The organism is Bradyrhizobium sp. URHC0002, assembly GCF_054059515.1.
On sequence record NZ_JBSSCF010000001.1, the window covers coordinates 5047471 to 5070629 of the forward strand.

The following is a 23159-nucleotide window of genomic DNA, read 5'->3' on the forward strand; positions in this document are numbered from 1 at the left end:
AAGCGCGTGTCACGTCCTTAGTACGCCCAGCACGGCCGCCGTCGCAGCAACACCCGAGAGCGCAATCACGGTTGCGCGCCAAAGCAGTTGTTGCCGCGCGGCGCGCCGATCCTGGAACGCCAGCCAGTCCCGGACAAAGCCGGCCGGAACGTCCTGCACGACGTTGCGTCGGTTGGGATGCCGGGTTTCGTGATCCACGAACATGGCCCGCACGTTCGCCACGCCCAGATGGTCAAGCTCGCAATTCCATTGCAGCGCATTCGCGTTGTTGGTCCACCGGTTTTCGAAGGGAAGTCTGGGCGTCGTCATCGCGACCTCCTGTTCCCAATCCGCTTGCTCAGAATATGTGCGCCCGGTTCACTCCCGGCGGAAGATCTGTCGCTGCCAAATCGCAAAAAAGGGGAAGTCGCTGGCGGAACAAAGCCTCGGGCCAAAGACAGATCAGATATCAGTGCCGATCGGCAACGGGGAGTTTATGGAGCAACTCGTATCAACCAAAACTGCTTGCCCAAGCGACTGGACGCCGTATGATTTTCCGACACTGACGGGTAGCGGGAGAGGTATGAGGGGATGCGCACGGCGACCTGCCAATGTGGCCAGCTAAGCATAACGGTCGAAGGCGAACCTGCGATGGTGACAGCCTGCAACTGCACGCGATGTCAAAGGCGTTCGGGAAGTGCATTTTCTCTTTCGTCCCGATGGAACTCCGAACAAGTAACCAGCCGCTTGGGCGATAGCTCGACCTTCACCCGCAAAGGAGCGTCAGGCGGGAACGTTCACTGCGTGTTTTGCCCTCGATGTGGCTCGACAGTGAGCACGAGCCTCGAACTTTTTCCCGGCCTCATCGGCATACCGGCTGGTTGCTTTGCGGACCCATCTTTTCCTGCGCCACAGGTAGCGGCCTGGTGCGACTCGAAGTTTGCATGGGTTCGCTTTCCTGAGGGGCTTGTGTTGCTGCGAGACCAGAGCCGGCCAATGGAAACATGACGAGGTAGATCGAGATCAAGTCGGTTCGGGATCGCCCTCACGGATTTCCGGTGATCAAGCGGGCTAAATCGCTTCCGGCAGACGCGCGCCGGTGGCGCCGAACACGTCTTCAAATGCACGCCTTAGCGCGACGTCGACATCTTCCATCGTCACGGGCAGGCCGAGATCCACCAGCGAGGTGACGCCGTAACGCGGATCGATGACGCCGCAGGGCACGATCGCGGAAAAATGCGACAAGTTTGGTTCGACATTGATGGCGATGCCGTGGAACGACACCCAGCGCCGCAGCCGCACGCCGATCGCGGCGATCTTGTCCTCGTAGCCCGCGCCCTTGTCCGGCCGCCTGACCCAGACGCCGACGCGATCCTCGCGACGCTCGCCGCGCACGTTGAAGGCGTCGAGCGTGCGGATGATCCATTCTTCAAGGCCGGCCACATAGGCCCGCACGTCCGGCCGCCGCTGCTTGAGGTCGAGCATCACGTAGGCCACCCGCTGGCCGGGCCCGTGATAGGTGAGCTGCCCGCCGCGGCCGGTGGTGAACAGGGGAAAACGCGGATCGAGCAGGTCGCCTTCCTTGCCGCTGGTGCCGGAGGTGTAGAGCGGGGGATGCTCCAGCAGCCAGACCAGTTCGGCCGCCTTGCGCTCGGCGATATCGGCCGCGCGTGCTTCCATCTCAGCCACGGCCTCGGGGTAGGGCACCGGGCCAGCTGAAATCCGCCATTCGACCGCGCCGCCGCCCTGGGCTCGCGCGAATGTCGTCAAATCAAGGCTTTGGCGGTCATTAACCATTGGCTAACCATAACGTGGTCAGGTGGAACCGCATCAATTTAGTCCCCCTCAGGCGGTTCAGTAGTGGCGACTCTCGATAAAGTCAGCGTCGATCTCATGGTGGTGCTCGGCACCACGACCATGCCCATCCACCAGGTGATGCGGCTTTCCCGCGGCGCCATCATCGAACTGGACGCCACCGAAGCGGACGAGGTCAAGATCCTCGCCAACAACCTTCCGGTGGCTTCCGGCGTGGTGCTGGTCGATCGCAACCGTATCGCGGTCGAAGTCAAGCAAATGCTGCCGAAATCCCCTGATGTCAGGTAGTTATCGGCGCGCAAAACCTCCTTGTCCCCCCATCTCTGATTTGTTACATCGGCGCCGTTGATCCGGCGGGCTGCATCGCTCCAGCCGGTATCCCAAGCGCTCGTGGCGGAATTGGTAGACGCGCTGCCTTGAGGTGGCAGTGAGTAAAATCGTGGGGGTTCGAGTCCCTCCGAGCGCACCACCTCAAAAAATCAGCTTTGTTTTTGTTGGGTTTTTGGCTCCGTGGCCGGCCCTTTGCCAGGCGTGCGGAGGCTCCGAGGGACAACCCGTCACGGCTTCGTCGGGCTCGACCTAGCTGAGAGAGGTACTCGGAAGATCCTCAATCGCGCGAGCTCGGGAAAGCTATCCGCGGCGGTGGCGGAGACTAATCCGACGACCGCGGCCGGAACTTCTTTGGCAACCAGTCGATTGATCGCTGTGGTTTGACCTTTGCTCAGTTGGATTTCGAGCGCGCCCGCCGCCGCCATCGCGGTCCTGACGCGGCTGATCGACTGCTCGGAATATCTATCGTCGATCGCGATTGTCTTGCCGGCCAGGTCGGAGATCGACCTGACGTCGGGACCCGCCACGAGGACGGCCACCAGCGCGTCCAGCGACGTATCCAACGTCGGGACCGACTTTCCCTCCGCGACCGCGGCGGCCGCCGCCACCTGCTCCTCCGTCGTTCGGGTCTGCCCAACGTCGCTCGTTGTCTGTGGATCGATGGTGATTCCGCGTGTCAGCTGGGAAGCGCGAGCAGCTTCTGAAGCGCGTGGCGCTTCGGAAATAACGGCATTGCCCGTCGTCTGCTGGTTCGCTAGCGGAGATGGAATCGGTATGGGGACGGTAGCAGCGGCTTTTGCCGCGACCTTGATTGGCTTGGGTGTCCGGCAGGCGACGTCGTCTGCGTGCGATCGGGGCGGGCTGTCGACGCGCCAGGCGATGTCGGACACTGGTTTCGCTGTGACAGTGTCGCCGTCATATGATGCAGGTTCAATCGGCACATGAACCGCGGTCAGGCAGGCCAATGGGTTCAGGCCAACGCATGATGGCTGTGCTGATTGTTGGCTACTGCAACCGACCAGGGTGGTGGCCAGCGCGCAAATAATAGGCGTCCTCAATCGATCCTCCAAAAGAGGTTGAATGCGGCCCGCAATTCTTGCGGCTTGAAAGACGTTGCGCTGGAATGTCAATCATTGATGCAAAACCGTTAAACGCGCATTAAGCGTAGGCCTCGCGCAGCCTGATGCGCCGGCATGGTTAATGCGTGGGCCGATTAAGGCTTCGAGTGAATGGAAGCGCCTCGGCGCCATCCCACGGCGCCTGTATTCACACGCTCGCCTTCTCGTTGCTTTCTTTGATTCTGGATTCCGCCACGAATCGGTCGCCATGCTTGCGCGCTGGGGGTTGTTCATCGAGTGATGGAGAACGGGCCTATGGCGAGTATCGAACGACTTCATAGAACTACTGCTGCACCGCTGGATTTAGCCAAGCTTGAAGAAGATGTCGTAGGGAACCTTCCCGCGATCAGGGCGGCCCCATCGGGGGCGATGCCAGACTACGTCGAGCATGAAGAGGGCGTGACCCGCGTCGGTGCGCTCACTGCCGAGGCCGTGGTACGCGACTATGAAGCCGCCGCCAGGGAAATCGAAGCCATGGGAGCGGAGCTGATCAGCGCGGCGAAGAAATGCGAGGCGATGACCGCCGAAGTGCATAATGCCATTGCCTTCATGCGCGATACCGCAGCCTCGTATCGCGAGGAAGCTAAAAAGATCTTCAAGCGCATCGAAGAATGCGCGATCTTTACCGAGCAGGTTCGGAAGACCTGCGAGACCGTCAAACTCAAGATGATCGAAGGCAAAATATAGCCGCCGTGAGATATTGCGAACATCGATCGGGTCTGTTTTTTGAATAGCGTGTGTGAATTGCGGTACACGCTGGTGCTGCGAATCGGCTTAGTTTGTTGTCTCCTCCCTAGACTAGCACCCGCCGCAAATGGCGGGGCCTCTTTGCGGTATCCGACAGTCAGAATAGCTTCACAGCTGCGCCGTGGTGGCGGCCGCGGCTGATCAGGCTGGTCCGCACCCGTTTGTAACGGCTTCGTAAACCTGGCTGATCCGATACCCTCCGAATGCACCACAATGTTGCAGTTTGGTCTGATGCAATCGGTTTTGCGAGGTGTTTGCGTGTCCGCAATGCCACGGCGCGCGAATCGTTTGGCGCGGCGTGCGAGTTGATGCCCCTACAGTCGCACCGTTCGCGTAAACTGACCCGCGCCGGCGGCCGCTGATTCCCGCCGTTCGGCGCTTCCAGGAAGTTCGACGCTACCAAGACCACCCGGAGCATCTTCATGCTGTTTCTGAGCTACGCCTATCGTTTCCTCTCCAACTTCGTGTTCCTGGCCCTGGTCTATTTGGCTCTGAATTTCCTCGAAAAGTACCAGCACCGCGTGGTGGTCGCGATTCTGGTGCTGGTCTATGCCGGCATGCATGCGGCGTCGGCGCTGCGGTCGTTTCACTTCTTCCAGCGCATCGAGCGGCTCGAGCTGGAGGCGCGCCGTCTGGTGGCGGCGCTGGGCGAGGGGCCGAATTCGACGTCGACGCGCAAGCAGATTATCACCGAGGTCGGCGCGCTCCGCCATGCCGGTGAGATCAAGGCCTATATCGACCTGCTGTTCCTCGCCATCGTCATCCTGCTCTGCATCGCCAAGATCGTGACGAACTGAGCCCCGCTCCGAGCGCGGAGAGGTCCCTGGGGTCAGGAAAACGCACCAAAACAAATGACTGGCTGATGATCCTGATCATTCGATCAGAGCCCGCTGATCAGCGCTTCTTCAAGCCCGCAACCCGTACCGATCGCCCGTTCCGTTTGGCTTGCGCCGCCGGCTTGGGGGTGATCCCGCCAGCGCTTTGCGCCGCGTGCGCGGTTTCTCCGGTCGACGCCGGCGGCGGGGCCGCGACCGTGCGGCCGTGGTGGCGAGATTTGCCGGATTTGCCGGCGAGCTTTGCGGAAGAGACTTCCGTTGAACGCGCCTGCGCAGTCGATGCCGCCCGGCGAGGGGGCGAGGCCAGCAGGGTCATGCGCGCCGATTCCGCGAGCTTGAAAAGGCTCGCTGCCGGAACCGGCAGCGCGGCCAGCGTGGCAGCCGGCGGCAACGGCGTTTGCCGCGGCCACGGCGCGACCTGTGGCAGGGGAACGCCGCGCCCGCGCCGCGAGGCGCGTACGCCAAGATCGGACGTGTGCCAATCGAGATCGGACAACGCCGGGACGGGGAGTGCCGCAGGGCCGGCAAAAGCGAATTTCGGAATCTTCGGCCAGCGCGATATTGCCACCATCTCCGACGGCGGATGCAACTGCCATTGCTGCGGCTCGGTCGGCGTCGCCGGCCGCTCCGGCGTCGCCGGCACCACATGGACGATGCGATACCCGCGCGTTTTCAGTTCGCGCAGGATCCTCGGCAGCGCGGCGACTGTGCGCGGCTGAATGTCGTGCAGCAGCAGGATGCCTTTTCCCTTTTGCTCCAGCCGCTGCATCGCAAGCTCATAGACGCGATTGGCGGAGACGTTGCGCCAGTCGTCGGCCGGGAAATCGGCGCTCCAGAGCTGGAGCCCCTTGGAAGCAGCAAATTCCTCGATCCCGTCGTTGACGCGCAGGCCGGGAATGCGGAGGAACGGCGCGGGCGCGGTGCCGTCGGCCAGCGCCGCGGTCACCGACGCGATGCCCTGTTCGATCTCCTGCCTGGAGCGGTCGAGCGGCAGCCGATCCATGCCGGTCGGATGGTTCTGGCTGTGGGTGGCCACTGTATGGCCGGCGTCACGCACCTTGCGCACGCCTCCCGGATTGGCGTTGGCCTGCCTTCCGACCAGGAAGAAAGTCGCCTTCGCGCAGTGGGCGGCGAGAATCTCGAGGATCTGGTTAGAGTATTTCGGCAGTGGACCGTCGTCGAAGGTCAGCACCACCTCACGATCTCCAAGCGGCAGCGTCTTGTTATACTGCATGGTGCCGATGATCGGATGGGCGCGCGGATCGACCACGATGGTGCGTGACGTACCGATGGCGTCGGGATGACCTGGGCAATCGGCGGCCGACGCCGCCTGCGCGGCGACAGAGGTCAGTAGGCCCACGCAGACGGCAGTCCAAGGCAGCCGTCGAAGTCCTACAAATACGCTAACGATCATTGAACCCCGGCTTCATTCCAAGAGCACGCAACGGCTTACATCTGGCGCCATGAATGCCGCCTTAATCGCCTGAATTCTACACCTAATTTGGCTTCGGGGCGTGATCCAGGCCACAGGACCGGCGTCAGCTGAAGAGATCGTGATTTAATGTGCTTTGTCGGACACGGTTTTGGTGCCTGCCGGCACCAGATGGACCACGCGGTAACGGTTGTCGCGGAGGTAGCGCAGGAAGGCCGGCAGCATGGCAGCGGTCTGCGCTTTGGGATCGTGCAGCAGGATGATGCCCTTGCGGGCAATCCGCAGCCGCTCGGTGAGCAGTTTCAACTGCTGTGCTGGCGTCATCGGATTCCAGTCACCGGCCCAAAGGTCGGCGCCGAACACGGCGATTCCGCGCTTCTGCAAGGCGTCCAGCGTCGCGGGCGTCATGTCAAAAAACGGGAAGCGAAAGAACGGCGTGCTCGGGGTCGTGGTGACCTTTCCGTGCAGCGCCGTTTCGACCGCAGCGATGCCCTTGTCGATCTCGCCGATGGCCGCCTCCGGCTTCATGTATTTCAGATTGTGGTGGGTCCAGGTGTGATGCGCGATGGTATGGCCCTGCGCCGCTATTCTCCGTACCAGTTCGGGATGTTCGGAGGCCGGCTTTCCGATCAGGAAGAAGGTGGCGCGCACGCATTCATGCGCCAGCGCCGCCAGTATCTTCTGGTCCGTCGCAGGCCATGGCCCGTCGTCGAAGGTCAGCACCACCTCGTGGTCATCAAGCGGAAGGCTCTGCGGAAAGCTTTTGAGGCCGACGCGCGGGGTGGTAGCGGCGTCCACCGCGAGAACGCGTGAGGTGCCGAGCGCATCCTTGCGGGCACATTCGGCCGCCGGCGCCGCCGCAACGAGGGTGATCCATGCCGCGACCGCCGAGCACAGCGTCGCGCTGAAATTTAGGGTCATTTGCAGTCAGACATATTTGGCATTGCGCTGGGTGTTACCGATTGGGTAAGCGTGCAGCGTAACTCAGACAACTTCCCTCAATCTGTCAAACCGGCGAGGCGTGGCATGGCCGAGAATATCGACGTTGCCCCAGCCGAGGCGCAACCTGCGCAAGGCTCCGTGCTCGACCACCTGCCGATGCGGGATGAAGAGGGGCAGCTCCGCCACGAGTTCGTCGAAGAGATCGCAAGCGCCATCCACGCCGCCGACCGGCCGCTATTGTGCGAGGTGGTGGCGGAACTTCACGAGGCCGATCTCGGCGATTTGATCGCGGCCCTCGAACCCGACGACCGCGTCACGCTGGTCGAGCTGACCGGCACCGATTTCGACTTCTCGGCGCTCAACGAGGTCGATGATTCCGTCCGCGAGGAAATCCTCGAGGAACTCGAACCGGAGACGGTCGCCGAGGGCGTGCGTGAGCTGGAATCCGACGACGCGGTCGAGCTGCTCGAAGGCCTCGATGAGGCGGACCAGGAAGAGATCCTCGAAAAGCTGCCGCCGGCCGAGCGCGAGCCGCTGGAGCGCAGTCTGCTTTATCCGGAGAATTCCGCAGGCCGGCGGATGCAGTCGGAGTTCATCGCGGTGCCGCCGGACTGGACCGTAGGCCAGGCGATCGACTACATGCGCGACACCCCCGATCTGCCGGACCGGTTTTACGAGATCTACGCGGTGGATTCCGAAAAGCACTGGCAGGGTGCCGTCTCGCTGGACACGCTGCTGCGGGCGCGCCGGCCGGTGCCGATCGCCGAGTTGATCGATGAAGACCGCCGCCGCGTCTCCGTGCTGGACGACCAGGAAGAGGTCGCGCGGATGTTCGGCAAGTACAATCTGGTCGCGGCCCCCGTCGTCGACACCACCAACCGCCTGGTCGGCGTCATCACCATCGACGACGTCGTCGACGTCATCGAGGAAGAGGCCGACGAGGATCTGAAGGCGCTCGGCGGCGTCAGCAGCCAGGAAGAATTGTCCGACACCGTCTGGACCATCGCACGCGCCCGCTTCAACTGGCTGCTGGTCAATCTGGCGACCGCGTTTCTGGCGTCCTCCGTGCTCGGCGTGTTCGAGGGTCAGCTTGAGAAGATGGTCGCACTCGCGGTGCTGGCGCCGATCGTGGCGAGCCAGGGCGGCAACGCCGCCACACAGACCATGACCGTGGCGGTGCGGGCGCTGGCGACCCGTGAACTCGGCTCCAACAATGCATTGCGCGTGGTGATGCGCGAGGCGATGGTCGGCCTCGTCAACGGGCTTGCCTTTGCCGTGATCACGGGCGTGGCTGCGGTGGCCTGGTTCAAGATCCCGGGGCTGGGCGTCGTGATCGGCCTTGCCATCATCTGCAACCTGGTTGCGGGTGCGCTCGGCGGCATCCTGATCCCGATGGTGTTGGACCGGGTGCGGGCAGACCCCGCGGTGGCGTCGGGAACTTTCGTCACGACGATTACCGACGTGGTCGGCTTCTTCTCGTTTCTCGGCATCGCCACGCTGTGGTTCGGGCTCAAGTAGCGTGGCGTTTCGAGCGAAGCCTCCGGTTCGCGTGAAGAAAACGCGTCAGAACAAGGTCGCTTTTATCGTTAATCGGCCCTTAAGGCGCTTGTCCGATGATGTTGGCTCACGAGGTCGACATGCAGCGCTTGCGGCTGAAAGCGGACGGAAGGATCGTCGAACTGCGGGACGGGCAGGAATTTCCGCTCGCGCCGGAGATGCCCGAGCTCGCGCTTGCGATGCCCGGGCTCGCGCTTGCGATGCCCGACCCCGAGCCTGGGTTCGCGACGCCTTCAGCCCTGCCTGACGCAACGCCGGGCGAAACCGGCACGCTGCCGGCCGTGCGTGACCTTCGCCGCCGTGCGCAGCTGACCCAGATCGAATTCGCGGCCCGGCTCGGCGTGCCCGTCGAAACCATCCGGAACTGGGAGCAGGGCAAGCGTGTCCCCCGAGGACCGGCGCGGGCGCTGCTCGCCGTGATCGCCCATTCGCCGGAAACCGTTTTCGAAGCTCTCGCTACAGAACCGTCGTCCGCCTAGTCCGGGGCACGCTTCGCCCGAAACCGGGCCATGTCTCACTTCCACACCGGTTCGCGAGCCGAAATTCAAACTGAGACACGGCCCGAAACCGCTATCTGTTGGCACGGCTGTTTCCGCAGCCCATAATGGGGGCCGGTCCGCGGATACAACCAATGCTCTTTGTTGAAGCCAATGGCGCAAAAATCCCCGCAATCGGGCTGGGCACCTGGGAGCTGCGCGGACGCACCTGCGCGCGGCTCGTCGAGCAGGCGATCCGGCTCGGCTATCGCCACATCGACACCGCGCAGATGTACGATAACGAACGTGAGGTCGGCGAGGGGCTGCGCGCCTCGGGCGTGAAGCGGGATCAGGTGTTCCTCACCACCAAGATCTGGCCCTCGCATTTCGCGCCCCACGATCTGGAGCGTTCGGCCAAGGAAAGCCTGGTGCGACTGCGCCTGACTGAGGTCGACCTGTTGCTGCTGCACTGGCCGAACCCGCAGGTGCCGCTGGTGGAGACGCTGGGCGCGCTGGCGCGGATCAGGCAGCAGGGGCTTGCCCGTCACATCGGCGTGTCCAATTTCACCGTGGCCCTGATCGAGGAGGCGGCGGCCTTATGTTCGGAACCGCTGGTGTGCGACCAGGTCGAGTACCATCCCTATCTCGACCAGAGCAAGGTGAGGGCAGCCTGCGGGCGCCACGGCATGGCGCTGGTGGCCTATAGCCCGGTCGCCAAGGGCCGCATCAAGAACGACCGCGCGCTGCAGCGGATCGGCGAGCGCTATCGCAAGACGGCGGCGCAAATCTGCCTGCGCTGGCTGGTGCAGCAGGGCGTGGCGGCTATCCCGCGAACGTCGAAGCTCGAGCGGCTCTCGGAGAACATCGAGATATTCGATTTCGAGCTGTCGGAACAGGACATGCAGCAGATTTCCGCCATGGGCAGCGCCAGTGGCCGGCTCACGGATTTCGGTTTCGCGCCGAAATGGGATTGAGGAGTTGCGTCGCCGGACGCTATGCTGGCGGGCAGTAAATATATCGAACTCGTCCTGATGTGATGGACCTGCGGCGGATCATACCCACTGACATCACGGCGTCGGCGATCGTGCATGTGTCGCTGCTGACGCTGGTGCTGCTGTTTTCCGAGGTGCATCCGTTCGGCGCAGTGACGGCCGAGCAGATCCCCGTCGAGATCGTGACCCCGCAAGAGCTTGCCGAGAAGCAAGTGCCTCCCGACGAGCCGCCTGCCGAAAACAAGCCTGCCGAAACCAAGTCGGAACCCCAGCCCGATTTCTCCCTGCTCGACAAGCCTGCGGAGGCCACGGCGGCACCGCCTGGCGCCTGCCGCGCGGCCGCAGAAGCAGGCTGCGCTCGCCACGCCGCACGCGGCCCAGCCGCCGCCATCGCAGCAGGTGGCACCGCCGCCATCGCAACCGGCGGCGCCTGCCTACAAACCGGCCGAGCCGGATGTCTCGATCAAGTACCAGGTGTTGCTCGGCCTGCCGCCCGACCTCGCGCCGCTGCCGCCGGCACCCGCGCAGGCCCGCAACAAGGGCGACGACAATTTCGATGGGCCGGCGACCGACGCCGCCGATATCGCGAGCACGCTGATCGCGGAATTCCGGCGGCACCTCAAAACCTGCTCGAAACTGCCGGCCGCGCTGTCGGGCGCCGACGACGTCAAGGTCAAGCTGCGCGTGTTGATGACCCCGGACGGCAGGCTCGCCGCCGAGCCGATCCTGATCGAGGCCAGCGCCTCGATGAAGGGACCCTTGCTGATGCAGGGCGCGATCCGCGCGCTGCAGGCTTGCCAGCCCTATGCCATGCTGCCGGTGGACCGCTACGGCGAATGGAAGGTGATCGATCTCAGCTTCACGCCGCAGGATTTTTCGGCGTCCTAGCGCGCGAACTCACGGCGCTAAAGGAAGAGGGGAAGGTCGCGCTCTTGAGGCAAATTGGAGCTCCGGCCGGGCGAAACGGCTAATAAGGAACGATATGGCCCGAGACCGTTGGCCGGACGTTAAACGCAATCGACCCAAAGGGCAGTCGAACTCCGGACGCTAGCCAGTTCTCGCGGTCCATTCACTGGCGGGAGACGAGCATGACACTGATATGGCTTGGTGTGCTTCTTGTTTTCGGCGGGGTGTTGTAGATGGTGTTTCAGCCAATCTGGCGTGGCCGGCTAAGCGGCAGAAGGCGATTTCGCGCCGGACAACCCAGCGACACCCTCGAACCTGAAAGACCGGCTGGGGGCTTCGGGCTCAAATCGAGCTGGCCCGGTCTTGCGTTGGCCGCGCTTGGTGCCGCTTTCTTGCTTGTCGGGGCCACCATCTGAATTTTGAAACCACTCCTAATTCCCCATCGCCAGCCACGCGTTCGAGGCGAACTGTCGCCGCCAGGTCACGATGACGACGAGCGCGGTTGTCGCCAGCAATACCCAGGGGCTGACGAACCAGCCGAGATAGCCGAGCGCGAAGAAGAACGCGCGCTGGCCGCGGTTGAAATGCCGGCCCGCCGCCTCGAACAAGCGTGTCGTGCGCATCACATGGGCTTCGGCTTCCGCCGTGTCGCGCTTCGACGCCGGCGGCATCGCACCGAGCAGGATCGCTACATAGTTGAACAGGCGGTACGACCAGGCGAATTTGAAGAAAGCATAGATGAAGATCAGGATCAGCCCGACGCATTTGATTTCCCACAGGGCGGGCGAGGGGGTGAGATCGACCGGCAGTTCGCGCAGCACGGCCAGGGCATCGTTGGTCGCCCGCAGCAGCGCCAGCCCGCCGCCGATCGCGATCAGGCTGGTGGAGGCGAAGAAAGCGGTGCCGTTCTGCAGCGAGGCCATGATCTGCATGTCGACCATCCGCGCCTCGCGATCGAGCATGTTGCGTACCCATACCTCGCGATAGCGGTTCATGCGCGCCGACAGGCTGTCGCGGCCATAGGCCGTGTGCTCGAGCGTAAAGCCGTAGACCAGCCATTCCACGACGAAGAACGTGACGGCGGCGATATCGACCCAATAGGCGCCCATGTGGCGAGATCCCCGATGGTGGCTATGACATCGTGATGTACAGGTTGAACGCGTGCGGTGCACTATGGCAAGATCAGGAGCGCAACAGGATTTCCCCCGCAAATGTTGAAACTGGTCATCGGTAACAAGAACTATTCGTCATGGTCGATGCGGCCGTGGCTGGCGCTGCGTGCCAATGAAATTCCGTTCGAGGAAGTGTTCATCCCGCTCTATACCAATGACAAGGCGGACAAGGACCGGATTCTCGGCTTTTCCCGCGCGGGCAAGGTGCCGGCGCTGATCGATGGCGACGTCACGGTGTGGGATTCGCTTTCGATCATCGAGTATCTCGCCGAGAAATACCCGCAAAGCCGACTGTGGCCGGAAGACCGTGCCCGCCGGGCGCATGCGCGGTCGATTTCAGCGGAAATGCATTCGGGCTTCATGCCGCTGCGCAATGAATGCGGCATGAACCTGCATCGTCCGGTCGGCGCGGTCGATCTGTCGGATGATGCACGCGCCAATGTGGCGCGCGTTCAGGAAATCTGGGCCGATTGCGCCAGCCGTTACGGCAAGGAAGGACCGTTCCTGTTCGGCACGTTCGGCGGCGCGGACGCGATGTACGCGCCGGTGGTGCATCGCTTTCGTACCTATGCGATCGAAGTGAAGGGCGAGGCACGGGCTTATTACGAGGCGATGATGTCGTTGCCGGCGTTCCAGGAATGGACGCGTGCCGGCCTGGCCGAGACGCTCGTCATCGAACGGTTCGAGACGGTCTGATTTCGGGTGCGGGACCGATGGTCGGGCGGCGGCACCAGGGCACCCCCGCACCATTGGATAAATTATAACCGGGTGTCCGATTTTGGGAAAATCTGCCTCCATGCCGGGCAACTGGATTCCCGGGAACCGCAAGAATTTCCGCTTATCGCCCTGAAAAACATGCGGAATTTGCGTGTTTGCCATGCCTCGATGTTGCTGGCTTTTGGGCGGTCCGCTGTGCTAGGTTGCCGCAGGGTTCTCAAGTCGGCCGAAAGCTAGCGGGACCGTGAGCGCGGCCGGCGTTCTTGCGTGATGGAGAGGGCGTTGAAGCATAAGTACTCCGTTGGAGAGACTGTCTATTTTACTGCCAGTAACGTTGCCCGTCCGGCCGCCAGCGGCACCTATGAGGTGATCCGGCTGCTCCCGACAGATGGCGATGATTGTCAGTATCGTATCAAAAGCTCGACCGAAGCTTTCGAACGGGTCGCCAAGGAAAGCCAGCTCGCGATCTCCTGAAACAGTTGTGTGCAAGCAGTCGGCTGACGAAGTTCCACTTCGATCGTCGTCAAAAAGGCCCCGTTCGCAGAACCATTCTGCCGAAAAGCGAATGCGACAAAGACGCATTCGTCGTTCGATCGCGTTTGATGCTGCGTTAAGGGACACTGCGCATGAACTGGGCCTGGGCTGCTTCGCTGGATCAAATCTGGCGCTCGCCAAACATTCCGTTGTACCTGACGCTGGCCACGGCCTGTTTTGTCGGCATCATCGTTCTGATCACGCTGCTGCGCTCGGAGAGATCGGTGGCCAACGGCGTGCTTGCGCTGATCACGCTGCTCGGCGTCGGGGTCGCCGGGGCGGCGACCTTCGGTGGTTTCAGCAGCACGGCAAACGTGGTTCAGTCGACGGAGGCGCGTGCGGTTCAGACGGTTACCGCGCCGCTGCCGCAGCTTTCCTGCATTGACGAGCTGGCCGGCGATGTGGTCCTCGCTGCGTGCGAAAAGACGCTGTTCGGTTCGGCCGAGTCGGTGGCTGCGGCCGTGGCCTACGCCGCCTCGCAGATCACGCTGCTGACCTCGCTCGGAGATGTCGCCACCGCGAACAAGGGGGGCGGCTCCGACTTGCTGGCGCTGCGCCGCGCCGTCGAGCGCGACCGTTATGGGTTGATGGCCTATGTGCTGACGGCGCGGGACCGTTGCACGCCGTCGGCCTGCCGCGCGTTCCGCTCGCTGACCGAGACGCGCCAGATTGCGACCAATATGGAAGACCGCGTCTATGAAGGCCTGATCATGCGCTACGCGCCGTCATGGAACGCACCGCAGGCCGCTTCAGGCATGATCGCGGCGCTGCCGCCGTCGGTCCCCACGGGCAGGCCCACCAATGCCGAATTCCCGACCTCGGCGTCCACCCCGCCGGTCAACATCATGACGCCCGAGCCGCCGTTAGGCGCCGCGCCGAAGCCGTCGTCGTCAGCTGCGACTGCGCCGGCATCGCCGGCCGCGCCGCGTCCGGCCGCGGCGACACCGCCGGCATCGCCGCAGACACAGGCCGCCACCAAGAAGCCGCCGACGCCGGCGCCGGCGGCGAAGCGGCCGTCCAACGGAGCGCCGGTCCAGCTCGCGCCGTCGGGTTCGGCGCCCACAGCTGATAACAACGAGTGATCTTTTCAAAGCGCGCACGGGCCGCTACATCGGCGGGATCATGCCGCTTCATCTCATCAAGCTTGCCGTCGGCTGCGAGTCAGTCAAGGAACTCAAGGGCTGGGTTGCCGAACGCATGGCAACCGCCAAGAAAAAGGGCCTGCCGCTTCGTCACGTCCACGTGACGCGGATGACACCAAAGCGCGACGGCGAGCTGCTGGCCGGCGGCTCACTCTATTGGGTGATCAAGGGCGAAATCGCCGCCCGCGAAAAGATCATCGCGATCGAGCCGTTTCGCGACAAGGACGGTATCGGGCGGTGCCGCCTGGTGATGCAGCCCAAGGTGTTTGCGGTCTCGCCGCGGCCGATGCGTCCGTTCCAGGGCTGGCGCTACCTCGCCGAGGACGCCGCGCCGCCGGATCTTACCAAATCCTCGGCCGCCAGCGTGGCCGCGATGCCGGAACCGATGCGGCGCGAATTGCGCGATCTGGGGCTGCTCTAATTGTCGTACAGGCAGTGGCCTGCCGCGAAAAAGCGTCCGCTCTCGTGCCGGCTACATCGCCGCTGACGTGACGATGTGCAAACGAAGCCATTCGGATGGCGGCATTTCGATCGGGCGCTTGTCTTCGGGATTTCGGTCGACGATGTCGAGGAGTTCAGGCTCGACACCCATGTCCTTGAGGTAGCGGCGCAACTGATCGCCAAACAGGGCGGTCAGGCCTTGACGCCGTTCTTCCGAGACATTGGGCGCCAGCCGGTTGCGGATCGACATGCCGCTCAGGACCATTTTGGTGCCGGCGGGGAGGGTTCGGTGCACGCCGCCGGCCAGCGTCAGCACGCAGGCGAGATCGCAGCGGGTGTCCGTCAGGGTCACCTTGGCATCGAGCGGCCCGCCCGGACGCTTGATCGCGAAACATTCCGTCTCGTTTTTTCCATGGCAGGCCTCGGCGTCGGTCGTCCCCGCTGATGTGTCGATGCCGTGGTCGCGCAGGATACGTCCGAGGCTGGCGGCGACGTTGAGATTGGAATCGCCCCAGGCATGGATGATCATGGGAAGCTTGCGTCCGGCCTGGCGGTCGAGGATCGCGATCAGCCGCTTGTGGGTGTCCCACTGAACGGTGCCTTCGGCGGCGATCCATTCGGAACAGCCTTTCCCGCAGGCGCCGTCCGCACCATGCGCAACATAAAAGATCATGGCATTGACCGGCGAACCGATGCCGCCGACCGCCGGCCGGTGCGGATCCTGGGCTCGCGCGCAACCGGCCGAGATGAGGCCGATCAAGGCTCCGAAGATGGCAGCGCGTAAAGACATAGCGACCTTGGCGACCTTGGCGAACCTTGCTGGAAATCCCCGGACGATATTCGACCGAGTATTTGGCTGGCGCAAGGGAGCACAATCGGGCGGCCTAAACCCCGATATTGTCAATCAGGCGCGTCGTGCCCAGTTTTGCGGCGACGAGGATCCGCACCGGCCCGTCCTTCATCGAGGCGACCGGCGCCAGCGTCTCGGCGTGCCGTGCCTCGAAATAGTCCAGCGCGAAACCGGCGGCGCCGATCAGTTCGCGGCCAGCTTCCATCGCGGTGTTGAATTCCTCGCCGGCCTTCAGCCGCTTGGCGCATTCCTTCATGGCGCGGTAGAGCGTCGGCGCCGTCTGTCGTTCCTCCGGCGAGAGGTAGACGTTGCGTGAGGACATCGCCAGCCCGTCGCGTTCCCGCACGGTGCGCGAGCCGATCACCTTGACGCCGAGGTCGAGATCGGCGGCCATCCGCGTCACCACCCGCAATTGCTGAAAATCCTTCTCGCCGAAGATCGCCACATCCGGCCGGCATTGGGTGAACAGCTTGCCGACCACGGTGGCGACGCCGCCGAAGAAATGCGGCCGGAAACGATCCTCAAGCCCGGCGGTGGCCGGACCTTCCGGCACGATACGGGTGGCGAAACCGTCCGGGTACATCGCCTTGACGTCGGGATTCCAGATCAGGTCGACCTTTTCGGCGGCGAGTTTGGCGACGTCGGCTTTCCAGGTGCGCGGGTACGAACCGAAATCCTCGGTCGGCGCGAACTGGGTCGGGTTGACGAAGATCGAAACGATGACTTTTTGCGCCCGGCGTCGGGCGAGCCGCACCAGCGACACATGTCCGTCATGGAGCGCTCCCATGGTCGGCACCAATGCGACGGCGGCCTTTCGGCTGCGCAAGGCCTCGACGGCGCGGCGCAAGGCGGGAACGGTACGGACAACCATGGGACTTCGCGACATCTGGCCTCGATCTCTTGCAGCTTCTGATGGGATGAGGGGCCGGCGGCCCCGAGCCTTTCGGCGGGCGCGCTGACCTTATAAGGCCGGAGCATTGCCGCCAAGTTTGCTTGGATATGGCGTGCCTGCGGCAGCTAATGCGAGTCCGGAAGCGACATCGCAACCGTCAGGATTCATCATTAAAGACACGCCGCGAGCGAATTGAATGCGTCGTCGCGCATTTCACTTGACGCGCAGCCGCGCGTGATTTGAAGATATCGTGCGGGGGTTGAATCATGTTGGTTCAGGCGAGTCAGGGTCAATTCGGTTCGGCGCATGTCGTCGTGCTGGGCAACGAGAAGGGCGGGTCGGGAAAATCCACCTCCGCGCTGCATATCGCGGTTGCCCTGATGAAGGCCGGACAGCGTGTCGCCACCATCGATCTCGACTGCCGCCAGCAGAGTTTTACCCGCTACATCGCCAACCGGAGCGCGTGGGCGCGCCGCACCGGTCTCGACCTCGAAATTCCCGTGCACTACTGCGTCAAGCTCGGCGAGACGATGCAGATCGCCGACAATGAAAATTCCGAGTTCCAGCAGTTCATGGAGGCGGTGAGCGCGATCGAGCGCGCCTTCGATTTCATCGTCATCGATACGCCGGGTTCCGACTCCTATCTGATGCGTCTGGCGCATTCGATGGCCGACACGCTGGTGACCCCGATCAACGACAGCTTCCTCGATTTCGACGTACTCGGAACCGTCGATCCCGCGACCTATTCCGTGACCGGCGAGAGCCACTATGCGGAGATGGTGCGCGACGTCAGGCGCAAGCGCCGCCAGATCGACGGCGCTACCACCGACTGGATCGTGGTGCGCAACCGCCTGTCGATGATCGGCTCGCGCAACAAGCAACTGGTCGCCGACAGCCTGAAGGACCTTTCGCTGCGGCTCGGCTTCCGTTCGATCGATGGATTTGCCGAGCGGGTCGTCTACCGCGAATTCTTCCCCCGTGGACTGACCGCGCTCGACGACCTCGACGAGGCGACGCTGGGAACCCGGCCGAGCATGGGCCATGTCACGGCGCGGGAGGAAGTGACCAGCCTGTTGCGCCAGCTCAAGCTGCCGCTCGACGAGCGCGGCCGCCGCCGCGCCGCCAACCGTGCCGAATGGTTCACCCAGGTCGACAAGCCGCTCGAAATCCACGACATCATCGGCGACATCATCAGCGCCTGAGCCTCGAACGCCTGAGCCTTGATCAGCGCCTTGGCCTATCGCGGCTCTATCACCGTCATTTTGAAAGGACCGCTATTGGCGGCGGCATGCGCGACCGCTTCGTTGGCGCGGTCGAGACCGAAGGCCGTGATCATGAAATGATCGAGGTCGACCAGGCCTGAGCGGATCAGGCCGGCCATCAAGGTAGCCGCGTGCGGCGGGTACATCCATTGCCCGCGGAGCGTGATGCAGTTTCGCATCATCCAGGGGTAGGGCAGGTCGAGGCCGGCGCCGCCGAGCATGCCGACGCCGCCCATCAGCACCACCTGTCCGTAGGGCCGCACCGCCATGACGGCGGTCCGCACCTGCACGGCATTGGCCGCAGGCGGGAGGATGTCGAGCACGCAGTCGATCGGGCCGGGCGCCGCCTGCAGGATGCGCGCACGATCGTCGGCCTCGTGGCCGCGCATCGGCACGGTCCGGACGCGGGCGCCGAACCGCCGCGCCAGTTCACTCAGCGCTTGCTCATTCCGCCCGGTCGCGACGACGCACTGCGCGCCCATCCCCAACGCGACGGCGACGGCCGCGCTGCCGAAGCTGCCGGTGGCGCCATTGACCAGCGCTATCTCTCCGGCTTGCAGATGCGCGGCGAGGAACCCGCCATAAGGTACGAGCAGTGTACCGAGCGCGCACCAGCGGCTTGCGTCCTTCTCGTCGATATCGCCGATCGGAATGGCGTTTTCGGTCGGCAGCCGCATCTGTTCGGCCCAGGCGCCGTCATGGAAATATCGTTGCAGGCGCAAGCCTCCCTCGCTGCCCGCGGTGAGGCCTTGCAGGGCGATGTCGGGCGATAGCGCATTGTCGCGGGAGCGCACGGTCGGATCGCAATAGACCCAAGCGCCGGGACGAAGCCGCGTCGCATCGGGGCCGGTGGCGCGGATGCGACCGATCGCGCCGGGGCCGGGCACCATGGGCAATTCCAGGAGGTATTTTCGTTCTCCGCTGAGCACCTCGTTGGCGTAGGCGAGCACGCGGCTCGCCGCGACCTCGACAACGACCTCGCCGGTGCCAAGAAGCGGGTCGGGGACGGTCTCGATCGCAAGCGGCGATCCGAATGCATTCAGGACGGCAGCCTTCATGGGGGCTCCTCATTTCGATGAAGCCGCATTCTCGCGGGCCTTCAAGATCCCAACAAGACCTGGTATTATCCTAGGACTAGCAGACCCTCTCTTTCAGGCACGGTGCGCGTGGCGGTGTCAGGCACGAATTCGAGGCAAAACGAACTCGGCGACTTCCTGCGGTCGCGGCGGCAGAAGCTGATGCCGAAAGCGGTCGGCCTGCCGGTGGGCCGGCGGCGGCGTACGCCCGGCCTGCGGCGGGAAGAGGTAGCCGAACTCGCCGGCATCGGCGTCGACTGGTACATCCGCCTCGAGCAGGGACGATCCGTCAGCCCTTCGGCTGCGACGATCGACGCATTGGCGCGCGCGTTGGCGGCTGACCAAAGCCGAACACCGGCATCTGGCGGAGCTGACGCAAAATACCGCCCGGCGCCCCTTCGTTCGCGAGACCGTTCCGCCCGCGATCCGGCGCACGATCGAACAGCTCAACCTGCCGGCCTATGTCACCGGACGGCGCTGGGACATTCTCGCCTGGAATGCGGCCGCGGAAGAAATCTTTGCGTTCAGCCGGCTGGCAGAAGTCGATCGCAACAGCCTGCTGTCGGTGCTGACCAACCCCGCGACGCGGCGCTTGTTCGGCGCATCATGGGCGGATGAGGCCAGACGCATCGTCGCCCAGTTTCGCGCGACACATGACCTGTGGGCCGGTGATCCCGCTTTTCGCGACCTGCTGGCGCGCCTGCGCGAAGGCTGTCCCGAATTCGCAGGCTGGTGGGAGGCCCACGACGTCAGCGGCGTGGCGGCAGGACGAAAATCCTTGATCCATCCCAAGAAGGGCCGGCTCAAGCTGGAATATGCGAGCTTTCAGGCCAATGACGACCCGGCCTTGAAGCTCGTTATTTACACCGCGGTCTAAGCCTCGGAGACGCTGTCGGTATTTCTGCACCTGAAGGCCGCGCGGGTTCCCGGGAACCAGTCCGACATTACCACGTTTTCATTAGACTTTTATCTTGCCCTCGAACCAAAGGTTGATGGGAGGCGTCATAAGAGAGAACGGGTCGAATTTGTGGGGATTGAGCGGCTGCACAATAGATAGTTGCACCGCACAACGATCAGGCGGCTGATACACAACATTTGGCCTTTATGTCACGCCATCGTGACATATATCATCAAGATGGGACCGAAAGAGTTCCAGAACAGGGATGGCCCTTAACGGGGCGCGAGGACGAAGACGAAAATGAAACGTGGAATTCTCGTTCTGCTTTCACTCTCAGTGCTGTTCGCTGTCGCGTATGTCACCGCGAACAAGTGGGCGATCCGGCATGAGACGATCGTGTTGCACGATCCCGATCGCGACAATCGTCTTGTCGCCGTACGTGTCGCCGTTCGCCGCGATAAGGAAACGCAGGCCAACGCCGGCTTGATCAAGCTTCCGGTTGCAATCCTCAATCACGGCAACACCGTCAAGCACACCGAGTACTCGTTCTTGTCTACCGTCTTCGCCTGGCGCGGATATCTCGCGATCAGCCCGCAGCATGACCTGCCGACCGATCCGCCGATGGTGACCAAGGTCGGCGAGCCCTATGTCGGCCGTCTGCCGCAGATTCAGCGTGGCGTGGCCAACATCCATTTCGCCATCAACGAAATGAAGAAGCTTCAGCCCAACGCCGACTATGAGAAGGTGACGATGGTCGGCCATTCGATGGGCGGCGACATTTCGATGTATTTCGCGAAGGAGTATCCCGACGAAATCAAGAAGGTCGTGACGCTGGACAATCTGCGCGTGCCGTTCCTGACCGACGGCAAGTTCAAGATCCTGTCGTTCCGCTCCAAGGATACGAATTTCAAGCCCGATCCAGGCGTCGTGCCCGACGACGAGCAGTGCGAGCAGGCCGGGATCACGGTCGTGAACACCGGCTTCCAGCATAACGACATGCGCGACACCGGGCCTGACGCAGCCAAATCCTCGATCCAGTCGATGCTCGACAAGTTCCTCGACGAGTCCGACAAGAGCGGCGCGTTGAAGCCGGTGTCGACCAAGGTGCCCGACATTCTGACCGCAAGCCCCGGACCGGTGCCGCTGTCCGTCCCGTTGGCCAGCAATCCGGTGCCCAACAAGCAGGCTACGAACTAGGCGGCCGGCGGTCGTCCTGCGTTCGCGGTTTCGTCACCACCCGGCGCATTGACCGGGGAAGGGCTTCCTACCACATAGAGCTTGCTGCTTACCTGCGAGCGCTCATGGCCGGCGAACCCATCAAACCGAAATCGGCAGGCGACGTTGCTTCGGCGACGGCCGAGACGCGCAAGGGCGGTCCGTTGCCAGATGCCAAGCCGTCGGCATCGGACGATATCGCAGCCTTCGTGGCGAAAGCGCGCGCGATGTCGCCGCACCGACCGGGCGCCAAGGGAAGGCTGGTGTTTGCGCTCGACGCCACCATGAGCCGGCAGCCGACCTGGGACATGGCCTGCGCGCTGCAGGCCGACATGTTTCGCGAGGCGGCTTCGCTCGGCAGCCTCGATATAAGGCTGGTCTATTACCGCGGCTTCAACGAATGCCGCGCCACGGGCTGGATTTCCGATTCTGCGCAACTCGCAAGGTTGATGGGCAAGATCGATTGCCAGGGCGGCAACACCCAGATCGGCAAGGTGCTGTCGGAGGCACGCCGCGAGGCGGTGGCTTCCGGGGTCCGCGCCGTGGTGTTTGTCGGCGACGCGATGGAGGAGGCGGTCGACGATCTCTGCGCCAAGGCCGGCGAGCTCGGCCTTCTCAAGGTGCCGGTGTTCATGTTTCAGGAAGGCCACGACGCCACAGCCGAACAGGCCTTCCGCGAGATTGCGCGGCTCACCGGCGGCGCGTGGTGCAGGTTCGATCCAGGGGCCGCGGCGCAGTTGCGCGAGCTCCTGCGCGCCGCCGCAGCGTATGCCGCCGGTGGACGCGAGGCGCTGTTGGCGCTGTCGAAAACCGCAAGCGGTGCGGCCGCGCTGATCGGCCAGATGAAGTGATTACGACTTTGGTTGCCACCGGGCCGGGCACCATGCTTTTCGGCGCCGGTGCCGCTATATTAGAGCCATGCCAACCCTGATTGCCGGCGTCGTCGCCGTTGTCCTTCTCTACTTGCTGCTGCAGATGTTTCGTGCAGCGAACCCGGTCGTGCTCGCTCGCGGGATCAAGATCGTGGGCGGCGTGACGGCGTTGGCCGTCGCGGCCTTCACCGGGCTGCGCGGCGAGCTTGCGGTTGCCATCCCGCTCGGCATCTTCGGCGCGGGCCTGCTCGGCTGGTCGCCGTTCGGGCCGGGTGGCTTCAGCAATATCGGGGGGCTCTTCGGCGGCGGGGCGCAGCGCTCGGCGGGACAGGCTTCGCGCGTGCGTTCGCAGTTTCTCGACATGCGCCTCGATCACGACACGGGCGAATTGTCGGGCCAGATCGTCGACGGGCCGAATGCCGGGCGCTCGCTCGACGAATTCGACCTGCCGCAGTTGATCGCGATGATAGCGGCCTTCGACGCCGAGAGCGTTGCCTTACTTGAAAGCTATCTTGACCGCCGGTTTCCCGCTTGGCGTCAGAACGCGCAAGGCGACGCGGCAGGGGGGCAGCGCCGTACGGCGCCGAGCGGAAAAATGACGGACGAGGAGGCCTATCAGATCCTTGGCCTGCAGCCGGGGGCGGGGCGTGACGACATCAGCCGGGCGCACCGCGCCCTGATGAAGAAACTGCATCCCGACCAGGGGGGCTCGACGTACCTCGCTGCCCGTGTAAACGAGGCCAAGGATACCCTTCTTCGCACGCATCTTTAGCTAACTCCGGCTCACGCCACCGACGCTACAAACCGAGAGTTGCTTCTGTTCTCTGACTAACGCCCCACATCGCCCGCCGTTGTCCGGCGTGGTCGATCATTCATTGCAGGGAAACTTAACCGCAAATTCTTGACGAGAAGTTTTCGTTCGGTCGATTACCGCCACCGCGCGATTGCCGCTGCAACT

25 protein-coding genes, 1 tRNA gene and 1 pseudogene are annotated in these 23159 nt (G+C 63.5%); 18 read left to right on the top strand and 9 right to left on the bottom strand.

Annotated features, from left to right (window positions below; genetic code table 11):
• Positions 1–9: 9 nt before the first annotated feature.
• A complete protein-coding gene (locus tag ACVWVY_RS24515) occupies positions 10–309 on the bottom strand; it encodes a hypothetical protein (protein ID WP_456628779.1) in 300 nt (99 codons plus the stop codon).
• Positions 310–570: 261 nt separating this feature from the next.
• On the opposite strand from ACVWVY_RS24515, the gene ACVWVY_RS24520 reads away from it, so the two are divergent.
• Entirely contained in the window at positions 571–987 is a 417-nt protein-coding gene (locus ACVWVY_RS24520) for a GFA family protein (protein WP_456628780.1), read from the top strand.
• Between the two features lie 63 nt (positions 988–1050).
• Here the strand turns inward: ACVWVY_RS24520 and lipB are convergent, their stop codons facing one another.
• On the bottom strand, positions 1051–1776 hold the full coding sequence (gene lipB / locus ACVWVY_RS24525) for a lipoyl(octanoyl) transferase LipB (RefSeq protein WP_456628781.1): 726 nt from the start codon (positions 1774–1776) through the stop codon (positions 1051–1053).
• Positions 1777–1839: 63 nt separating this feature from the next.
• Here lipB and ACVWVY_RS24530 point away from each other — a divergent pair, with 63 nt between their 5' ends.
• Positions 1840–2082 carry a FliM/FliN family flagellar motor switch protein gene (locus ACVWVY_RS24530; RefSeq protein WP_066505938.1) on the top strand — a complete coding sequence of 81 codons (243 nt, stop codon included), beginning with the start codon at positions 1840–1842 and terminating at the stop codon, positions 2080–2082.
• A 96-nt stretch (positions 2083–2178) separates the two neighbouring features.
• Positions 2179–2263 (top strand) — tRNA-Leu (locus ACVWVY_RS24535).
• A gap of 88 nt (positions 2264–2351) precedes the next feature.
• Here the strand turns inward: ACVWVY_RS24535 and ACVWVY_RS24540 are convergent.
• Positions 2352–3254, bottom strand: coding sequence for a hypothetical protein (locus ACVWVY_RS24540; protein WP_456628782.1), 903 nt, complete (start codon positions 3252–3254; stop codon positions 2352–2354).
• Positions 3255–3497: 243 nt separating this feature from the next.
• Between ACVWVY_RS24540 and ACVWVY_RS24545 the strand changes: the two genes are divergently transcribed.
• Positions 3498–3929: a hypothetical protein gene (locus ACVWVY_RS24545; protein ID WP_456628783.1), complete on the top strand. Its 432-nt coding sequence runs from the start codon at positions 3498–3500 to the stop codon at positions 3927–3929.
• Positions 3930–4411: 482 nt separating this feature from the next.
• Positions 4412–4786, top strand: coding sequence for a hypothetical protein (locus ACVWVY_RS24550; RefSeq protein ID WP_456628784.1), 375 nt, complete (start codon positions 4412–4414; stop codon positions 4784–4786).
• Between the two features lie 97 nt (positions 4787–4883).
• Here ACVWVY_RS24550 and ACVWVY_RS24555 read toward each other — a convergent pair whose 3' ends face one another.
• Both ACVWVY_RS24555 and ACVWVY_RS24560 read right to left on the bottom strand, forming a co-directional pair.
• On the bottom strand, positions 4884–6185 hold the full coding sequence (locus ACVWVY_RS24555; protein WP_456628785.1) for a polysaccharide deacetylase family protein: 1302 nt from the start codon (positions 6183–6185) through the stop codon (positions 4884–4886).
• 198 nt (positions 6186–6383) lie between these two features.
• The gene (locus ACVWVY_RS24560) at positions 6384–7178 is read right to left on the bottom strand and encodes a polysaccharide deacetylase family protein (RefSeq protein ID WP_456628786.1); all 795 of its coding nucleotides are present in this window, start codon (positions 7176–7178) and stop codon (positions 6384–6386) included.
• Between the two features lie 105 nt (positions 7179–7283).
• Between ACVWVY_RS24560 and mgtE the strand changes: the two genes are divergently transcribed.
• From mgtE to ACVWVY_RS24580, 4 genes are all read left to right on the top strand, one after another.
• Complete coding sequence (mgtE, locus tag ACVWVY_RS24565; RefSeq protein WP_456628787.1) at positions 7284–8717, top strand: magnesium transporter; 1434 nt, start codon at positions 7284–7286, stop codon at positions 8715–8717.
• 119 nt (positions 8718–8836) lie between these two features.
• The gene (locus tag ACVWVY_RS24570; RefSeq protein WP_456632301.1) at positions 8837–9235 is read left to right on the top strand and encodes a helix-turn-helix domain-containing protein; all 399 of its coding nucleotides are present in this window, start codon (positions 8837–8839) and stop codon (positions 9233–9235) included.
• A 152-nt stretch (positions 9236–9387) separates the two neighbouring features.
• A complete protein-coding gene (locus tag ACVWVY_RS24575; RefSeq protein ID WP_456628788.1) occupies positions 9388–10206 on the top strand; it encodes an aldo/keto reductase in 819 nt (272 codons plus the stop codon).
• Between the two features lie 417 nt (positions 10207–10623).
• Complete coding sequence (locus ACVWVY_RS24580) at positions 10624–11112, top strand: hypothetical protein (RefSeq protein ID WP_456628789.1); 489 nt, start codon at positions 10624–10626, stop codon at positions 11110–11112.
• 449 nt (positions 11113–11561) lie between these two features.
• Here ACVWVY_RS24580 and ACVWVY_RS24585 read toward each other — a convergent pair whose 3' ends face one another.
• A complete protein-coding gene (locus ACVWVY_RS24585) occupies positions 11562–12239 on the bottom strand; it encodes a DUF599 domain-containing protein (RefSeq protein ID WP_456628790.1) in 678 nt (225 codons plus the stop codon).
• Positions 12240–12341: 102 nt separating this feature from the next.
• On the opposite strand from ACVWVY_RS24585, the gene ACVWVY_RS24590 reads away from it, so the two are divergent.
• From ACVWVY_RS24590 to ACVWVY_RS24605, 4 genes are all read left to right on the top strand, one after another.
• On the top strand, positions 12342–12998 hold the full coding sequence (locus tag ACVWVY_RS24590; protein ID WP_456628791.1) for a glutathione S-transferase family protein: 657 nt from the start codon (positions 12342–12344) through the stop codon (positions 12996–12998).
• Between the two features lie 291 nt (positions 12999–13289).
• Positions 13290–13493 carry a hypothetical protein gene (locus ACVWVY_RS24595; RefSeq protein ID WP_108517906.1) on the top strand — a complete coding sequence of 68 codons (204 nt, stop codon included), beginning with the start codon at positions 13290–13292 and terminating at the stop codon, positions 13491–13493.
• Positions 13494–13645: 152 nt separating this feature from the next.
• Complete coding sequence (locus ACVWVY_RS24600) at positions 13646–14635, top strand: hypothetical protein (RefSeq protein ID WP_456628792.1); 990 nt, start codon at positions 13646–13648, stop codon at positions 14633–14635.
• A gap of 40 nt (positions 14636–14675) precedes the next feature.
• The gene (locus ACVWVY_RS24605; RefSeq protein ID WP_456628793.1) at positions 14676–15116 is read left to right on the top strand and encodes a DUF1489 family protein; all 441 of its coding nucleotides are present in this window, start codon (positions 14676–14678) and stop codon (positions 15114–15116) included.
• 51 nt (positions 15117–15167) lie between these two features.
• Here ACVWVY_RS24605 and ACVWVY_RS24610 read toward each other — a convergent pair whose 3' ends face one another.
• Complete coding sequence (locus ACVWVY_RS24610; RefSeq protein WP_456628794.1) at positions 15168–15926, bottom strand: hypothetical protein; 759 nt, start codon at positions 15924–15926, stop codon at positions 15168–15170.
• A gap of 94 nt (positions 15927–16020) precedes the next feature.
• Positions 16021–16872 carry a pantoate--beta-alanine ligase gene (gene panC, locus ACVWVY_RS24615; RefSeq protein ID WP_456628795.1) on the bottom strand — a complete coding sequence of 284 codons (852 nt, stop codon included), beginning with the start codon at positions 16870–16872 and terminating at the stop codon, positions 16021–16023.
• A gap of 272 nt (positions 16873–17144) precedes the next feature.
• On the opposite strand from panC, the gene ACVWVY_RS24620 reads away from it, so the two are divergent.
• Positions 17145–18080: a division plane positioning ATPase MipZ gene (locus ACVWVY_RS24620; protein ID WP_456628796.1), complete on the top strand. Its 936-nt coding sequence runs from the start codon at positions 17145–17147 to the stop codon at positions 18078–18080.
• 35 nt (positions 18081–18115) lie between these two features.
• Here ACVWVY_RS24620 and ACVWVY_RS24625 read toward each other — a convergent pair whose 3' ends face one another.
• A complete protein-coding gene (locus ACVWVY_RS24625) occupies positions 18116–19198 on the bottom strand; it encodes a zinc-binding dehydrogenase (protein WP_456628797.1) in 1083 nt (360 codons plus the stop codon).
• 180 nt (positions 19199–19378) lie between these two features.
• On the opposite strand from ACVWVY_RS24625, the pseudogene ACVWVY_RS24630 reads away from it, so the two are divergent.
• The 4 genes and pseudogenes from ACVWVY_RS24630 to ACVWVY_RS24645 all read left to right on the top strand — a co-directional run bounded on the left by ACVWVY_RS24630 (position 19379) and on the right by ACVWVY_RS24645 (position 22973).
• Positions 19379–20093: pseudogene (locus ACVWVY_RS24630) on the top strand (helix-turn-helix transcriptional regulator).
• Between the two features lie 321 nt (positions 20094–20414).
• Positions 20415–21311, top strand: coding sequence for an alpha/beta fold hydrolase (locus tag ACVWVY_RS24635; protein ID WP_456628798.1), 897 nt, complete (start codon positions 20415–20417; stop codon positions 21309–21311).
• A 104-nt stretch (positions 21312–21415) separates the two neighbouring features.
• Positions 21416–22180 (top strand): VWA domain-containing protein, encoded by a 765-nt coding sequence (locus ACVWVY_RS24640; RefSeq protein WP_456628799.1) that lies wholly within the window; start codon positions 21416–21418, stop codon positions 22178–22180.
• Positions 22181–22247: 67 nt separating this feature from the next.
• Positions 22248–22973, top strand: coding sequence for a DnaJ domain-containing protein (locus ACVWVY_RS24645; protein ID WP_456628800.1), 726 nt, complete (start codon positions 22248–22250; stop codon positions 22971–22973).
• Positions 22974–23159: the final 186 nt, after the last annotated feature.

What these genes read in the sequence shown, in the direction of transcription:
- ACVWVY_RS24625 (WP_456628797.1), bottom strand. Translation starts at nt 19,198, where the DNA reads ATGAAGGCTGCCGTCCTGAATGCATTCGGATCGCCGCTTGCGATCGAG.
- ACVWVY_RS24600 (WP_456628792.1), top strand. Translation starts at nt 13,646, where the DNA reads ATGAACTGGGCCTGGGCTGCTTCGCTGGATCAAATCTGGCGCTCGCCA.
- ACVWVY_RS24520 (WP_456628780.1), top strand. Translation starts at nt 571, where the DNA reads ATGCGCACGGCGACCTGCCAATGTGGCCAGCTAAGCATAACGGTCGAA.
- ACVWVY_RS24545 (WP_456628783.1), top strand. Translation starts at nt 3,498, where the DNA reads ATGGCGAGTATCGAACGACTTCATAGAACTACTGCTGCACCGCTGGAT.
- ACVWVY_RS24560 (WP_456628786.1), bottom strand. Translation starts at nt 7,178, where the DNA reads ATGACCCTAAATTTCAGCGCGACGCTGTGCTCGGCGGTCGCGGCATGG.
- ACVWVY_RS24640 (WP_456628799.1), top strand. Translation starts at nt 21,416, where the DNA reads ATGGCCGGCGAACCCATCAAACCGAAATCGGCAGGCGACGTTGCTTCG.
- ACVWVY_RS24585 (WP_456628790.1), bottom strand. Translation starts at nt 12,239, where the DNA reads ATGGGCGCCTATTGGGTCGATATCGCCGCCGTCACGTTCTTCGTCGTG.
- ACVWVY_RS24570 (WP_456632301.1), top strand. Translation starts at nt 8,837, where the DNA reads ATGCAGCGCTTGCGGCTGAAAGCGGACGGAAGGATCGTCGAACTGCGG.
- ACVWVY_RS24575 (WP_456628788.1), top strand. Translation starts at nt 9,388, where the DNA reads ATGCTCTTTGTTGAAGCCAATGGCGCAAAAATCCCCGCAATCGGGCTG.
- ACVWVY_RS24610 (WP_456628794.1), bottom strand. Translation starts at nt 15,926, where the DNA reads ATGTCTTTACGCGCTGCCATCTTCGGAGCCTTGATCGGCCTCATCTCG.
- lipB (WP_456628781.1), bottom strand. Translation starts at nt 1,776, where the DNA reads ATGGTTAATGACCGCCAAAGCCTTGATTTGACGACATTCGCGCGAGCC.
- mgtE (WP_456628787.1), top strand. Translation starts at nt 7,284, where the DNA reads ATGGCCGAGAATATCGACGTTGCCCCAGCCGAGGCGCAACCTGCGCAA.
- ACVWVY_RS24605 (WP_456628793.1), top strand. Translation starts at nt 14,676, where the DNA reads ATGCCGCTTCATCTCATCAAGCTTGCCGTCGGCTGCGAGTCAGTCAAG.
- ACVWVY_RS24620 (WP_456628796.1), top strand. Translation starts at nt 17,145, where the DNA reads ATGTTGGTTCAGGCGAGTCAGGGTCAATTCGGTTCGGCGCATGTCGTC.
- ACVWVY_RS24515 (WP_456628779.1), bottom strand. Translation starts at nt 309, where the DNA reads ATGACGACGCCCAGACTTCCCTTCGAAAACCGGTGGACCAACAACGCG.
- panC (WP_456628795.1), bottom strand. Translation starts at nt 16,872, where the DNA reads ATGTCGCGAAGTCCCATGGTTGTCCGTACCGTTCCCGCCTTGCGCCGC.
- ACVWVY_RS24550 (WP_456628784.1), top strand. Translation starts at nt 4,412, where the DNA reads ATGCTGTTTCTGAGCTACGCCTATCGTTTCCTCTCCAACTTCGTGTTC.
- ACVWVY_RS24635 (WP_456628798.1), top strand. Translation starts at nt 20,415, where the DNA reads ATGAAACGTGGAATTCTCGTTCTGCTTTCACTCTCAGTGCTGTTCGCT.
- ACVWVY_RS24645 (WP_456628800.1), top strand. Translation starts at nt 22,248, where the DNA reads ATGCCAACCCTGATTGCCGGCGTCGTCGCCGTTGTCCTTCTCTACTTG.
- ACVWVY_RS24590 (WP_456628791.1), top strand. Translation starts at nt 12,342, where the DNA reads ATGTTGAAACTGGTCATCGGTAACAAGAACTATTCGTCATGGTCGATG.
- ACVWVY_RS24595 (WP_108517906.1), top strand. Translation starts at nt 13,290, where the DNA reads ATGGAGAGGGCGTTGAAGCATAAGTACTCCGTTGGAGAGACTGTCTAT.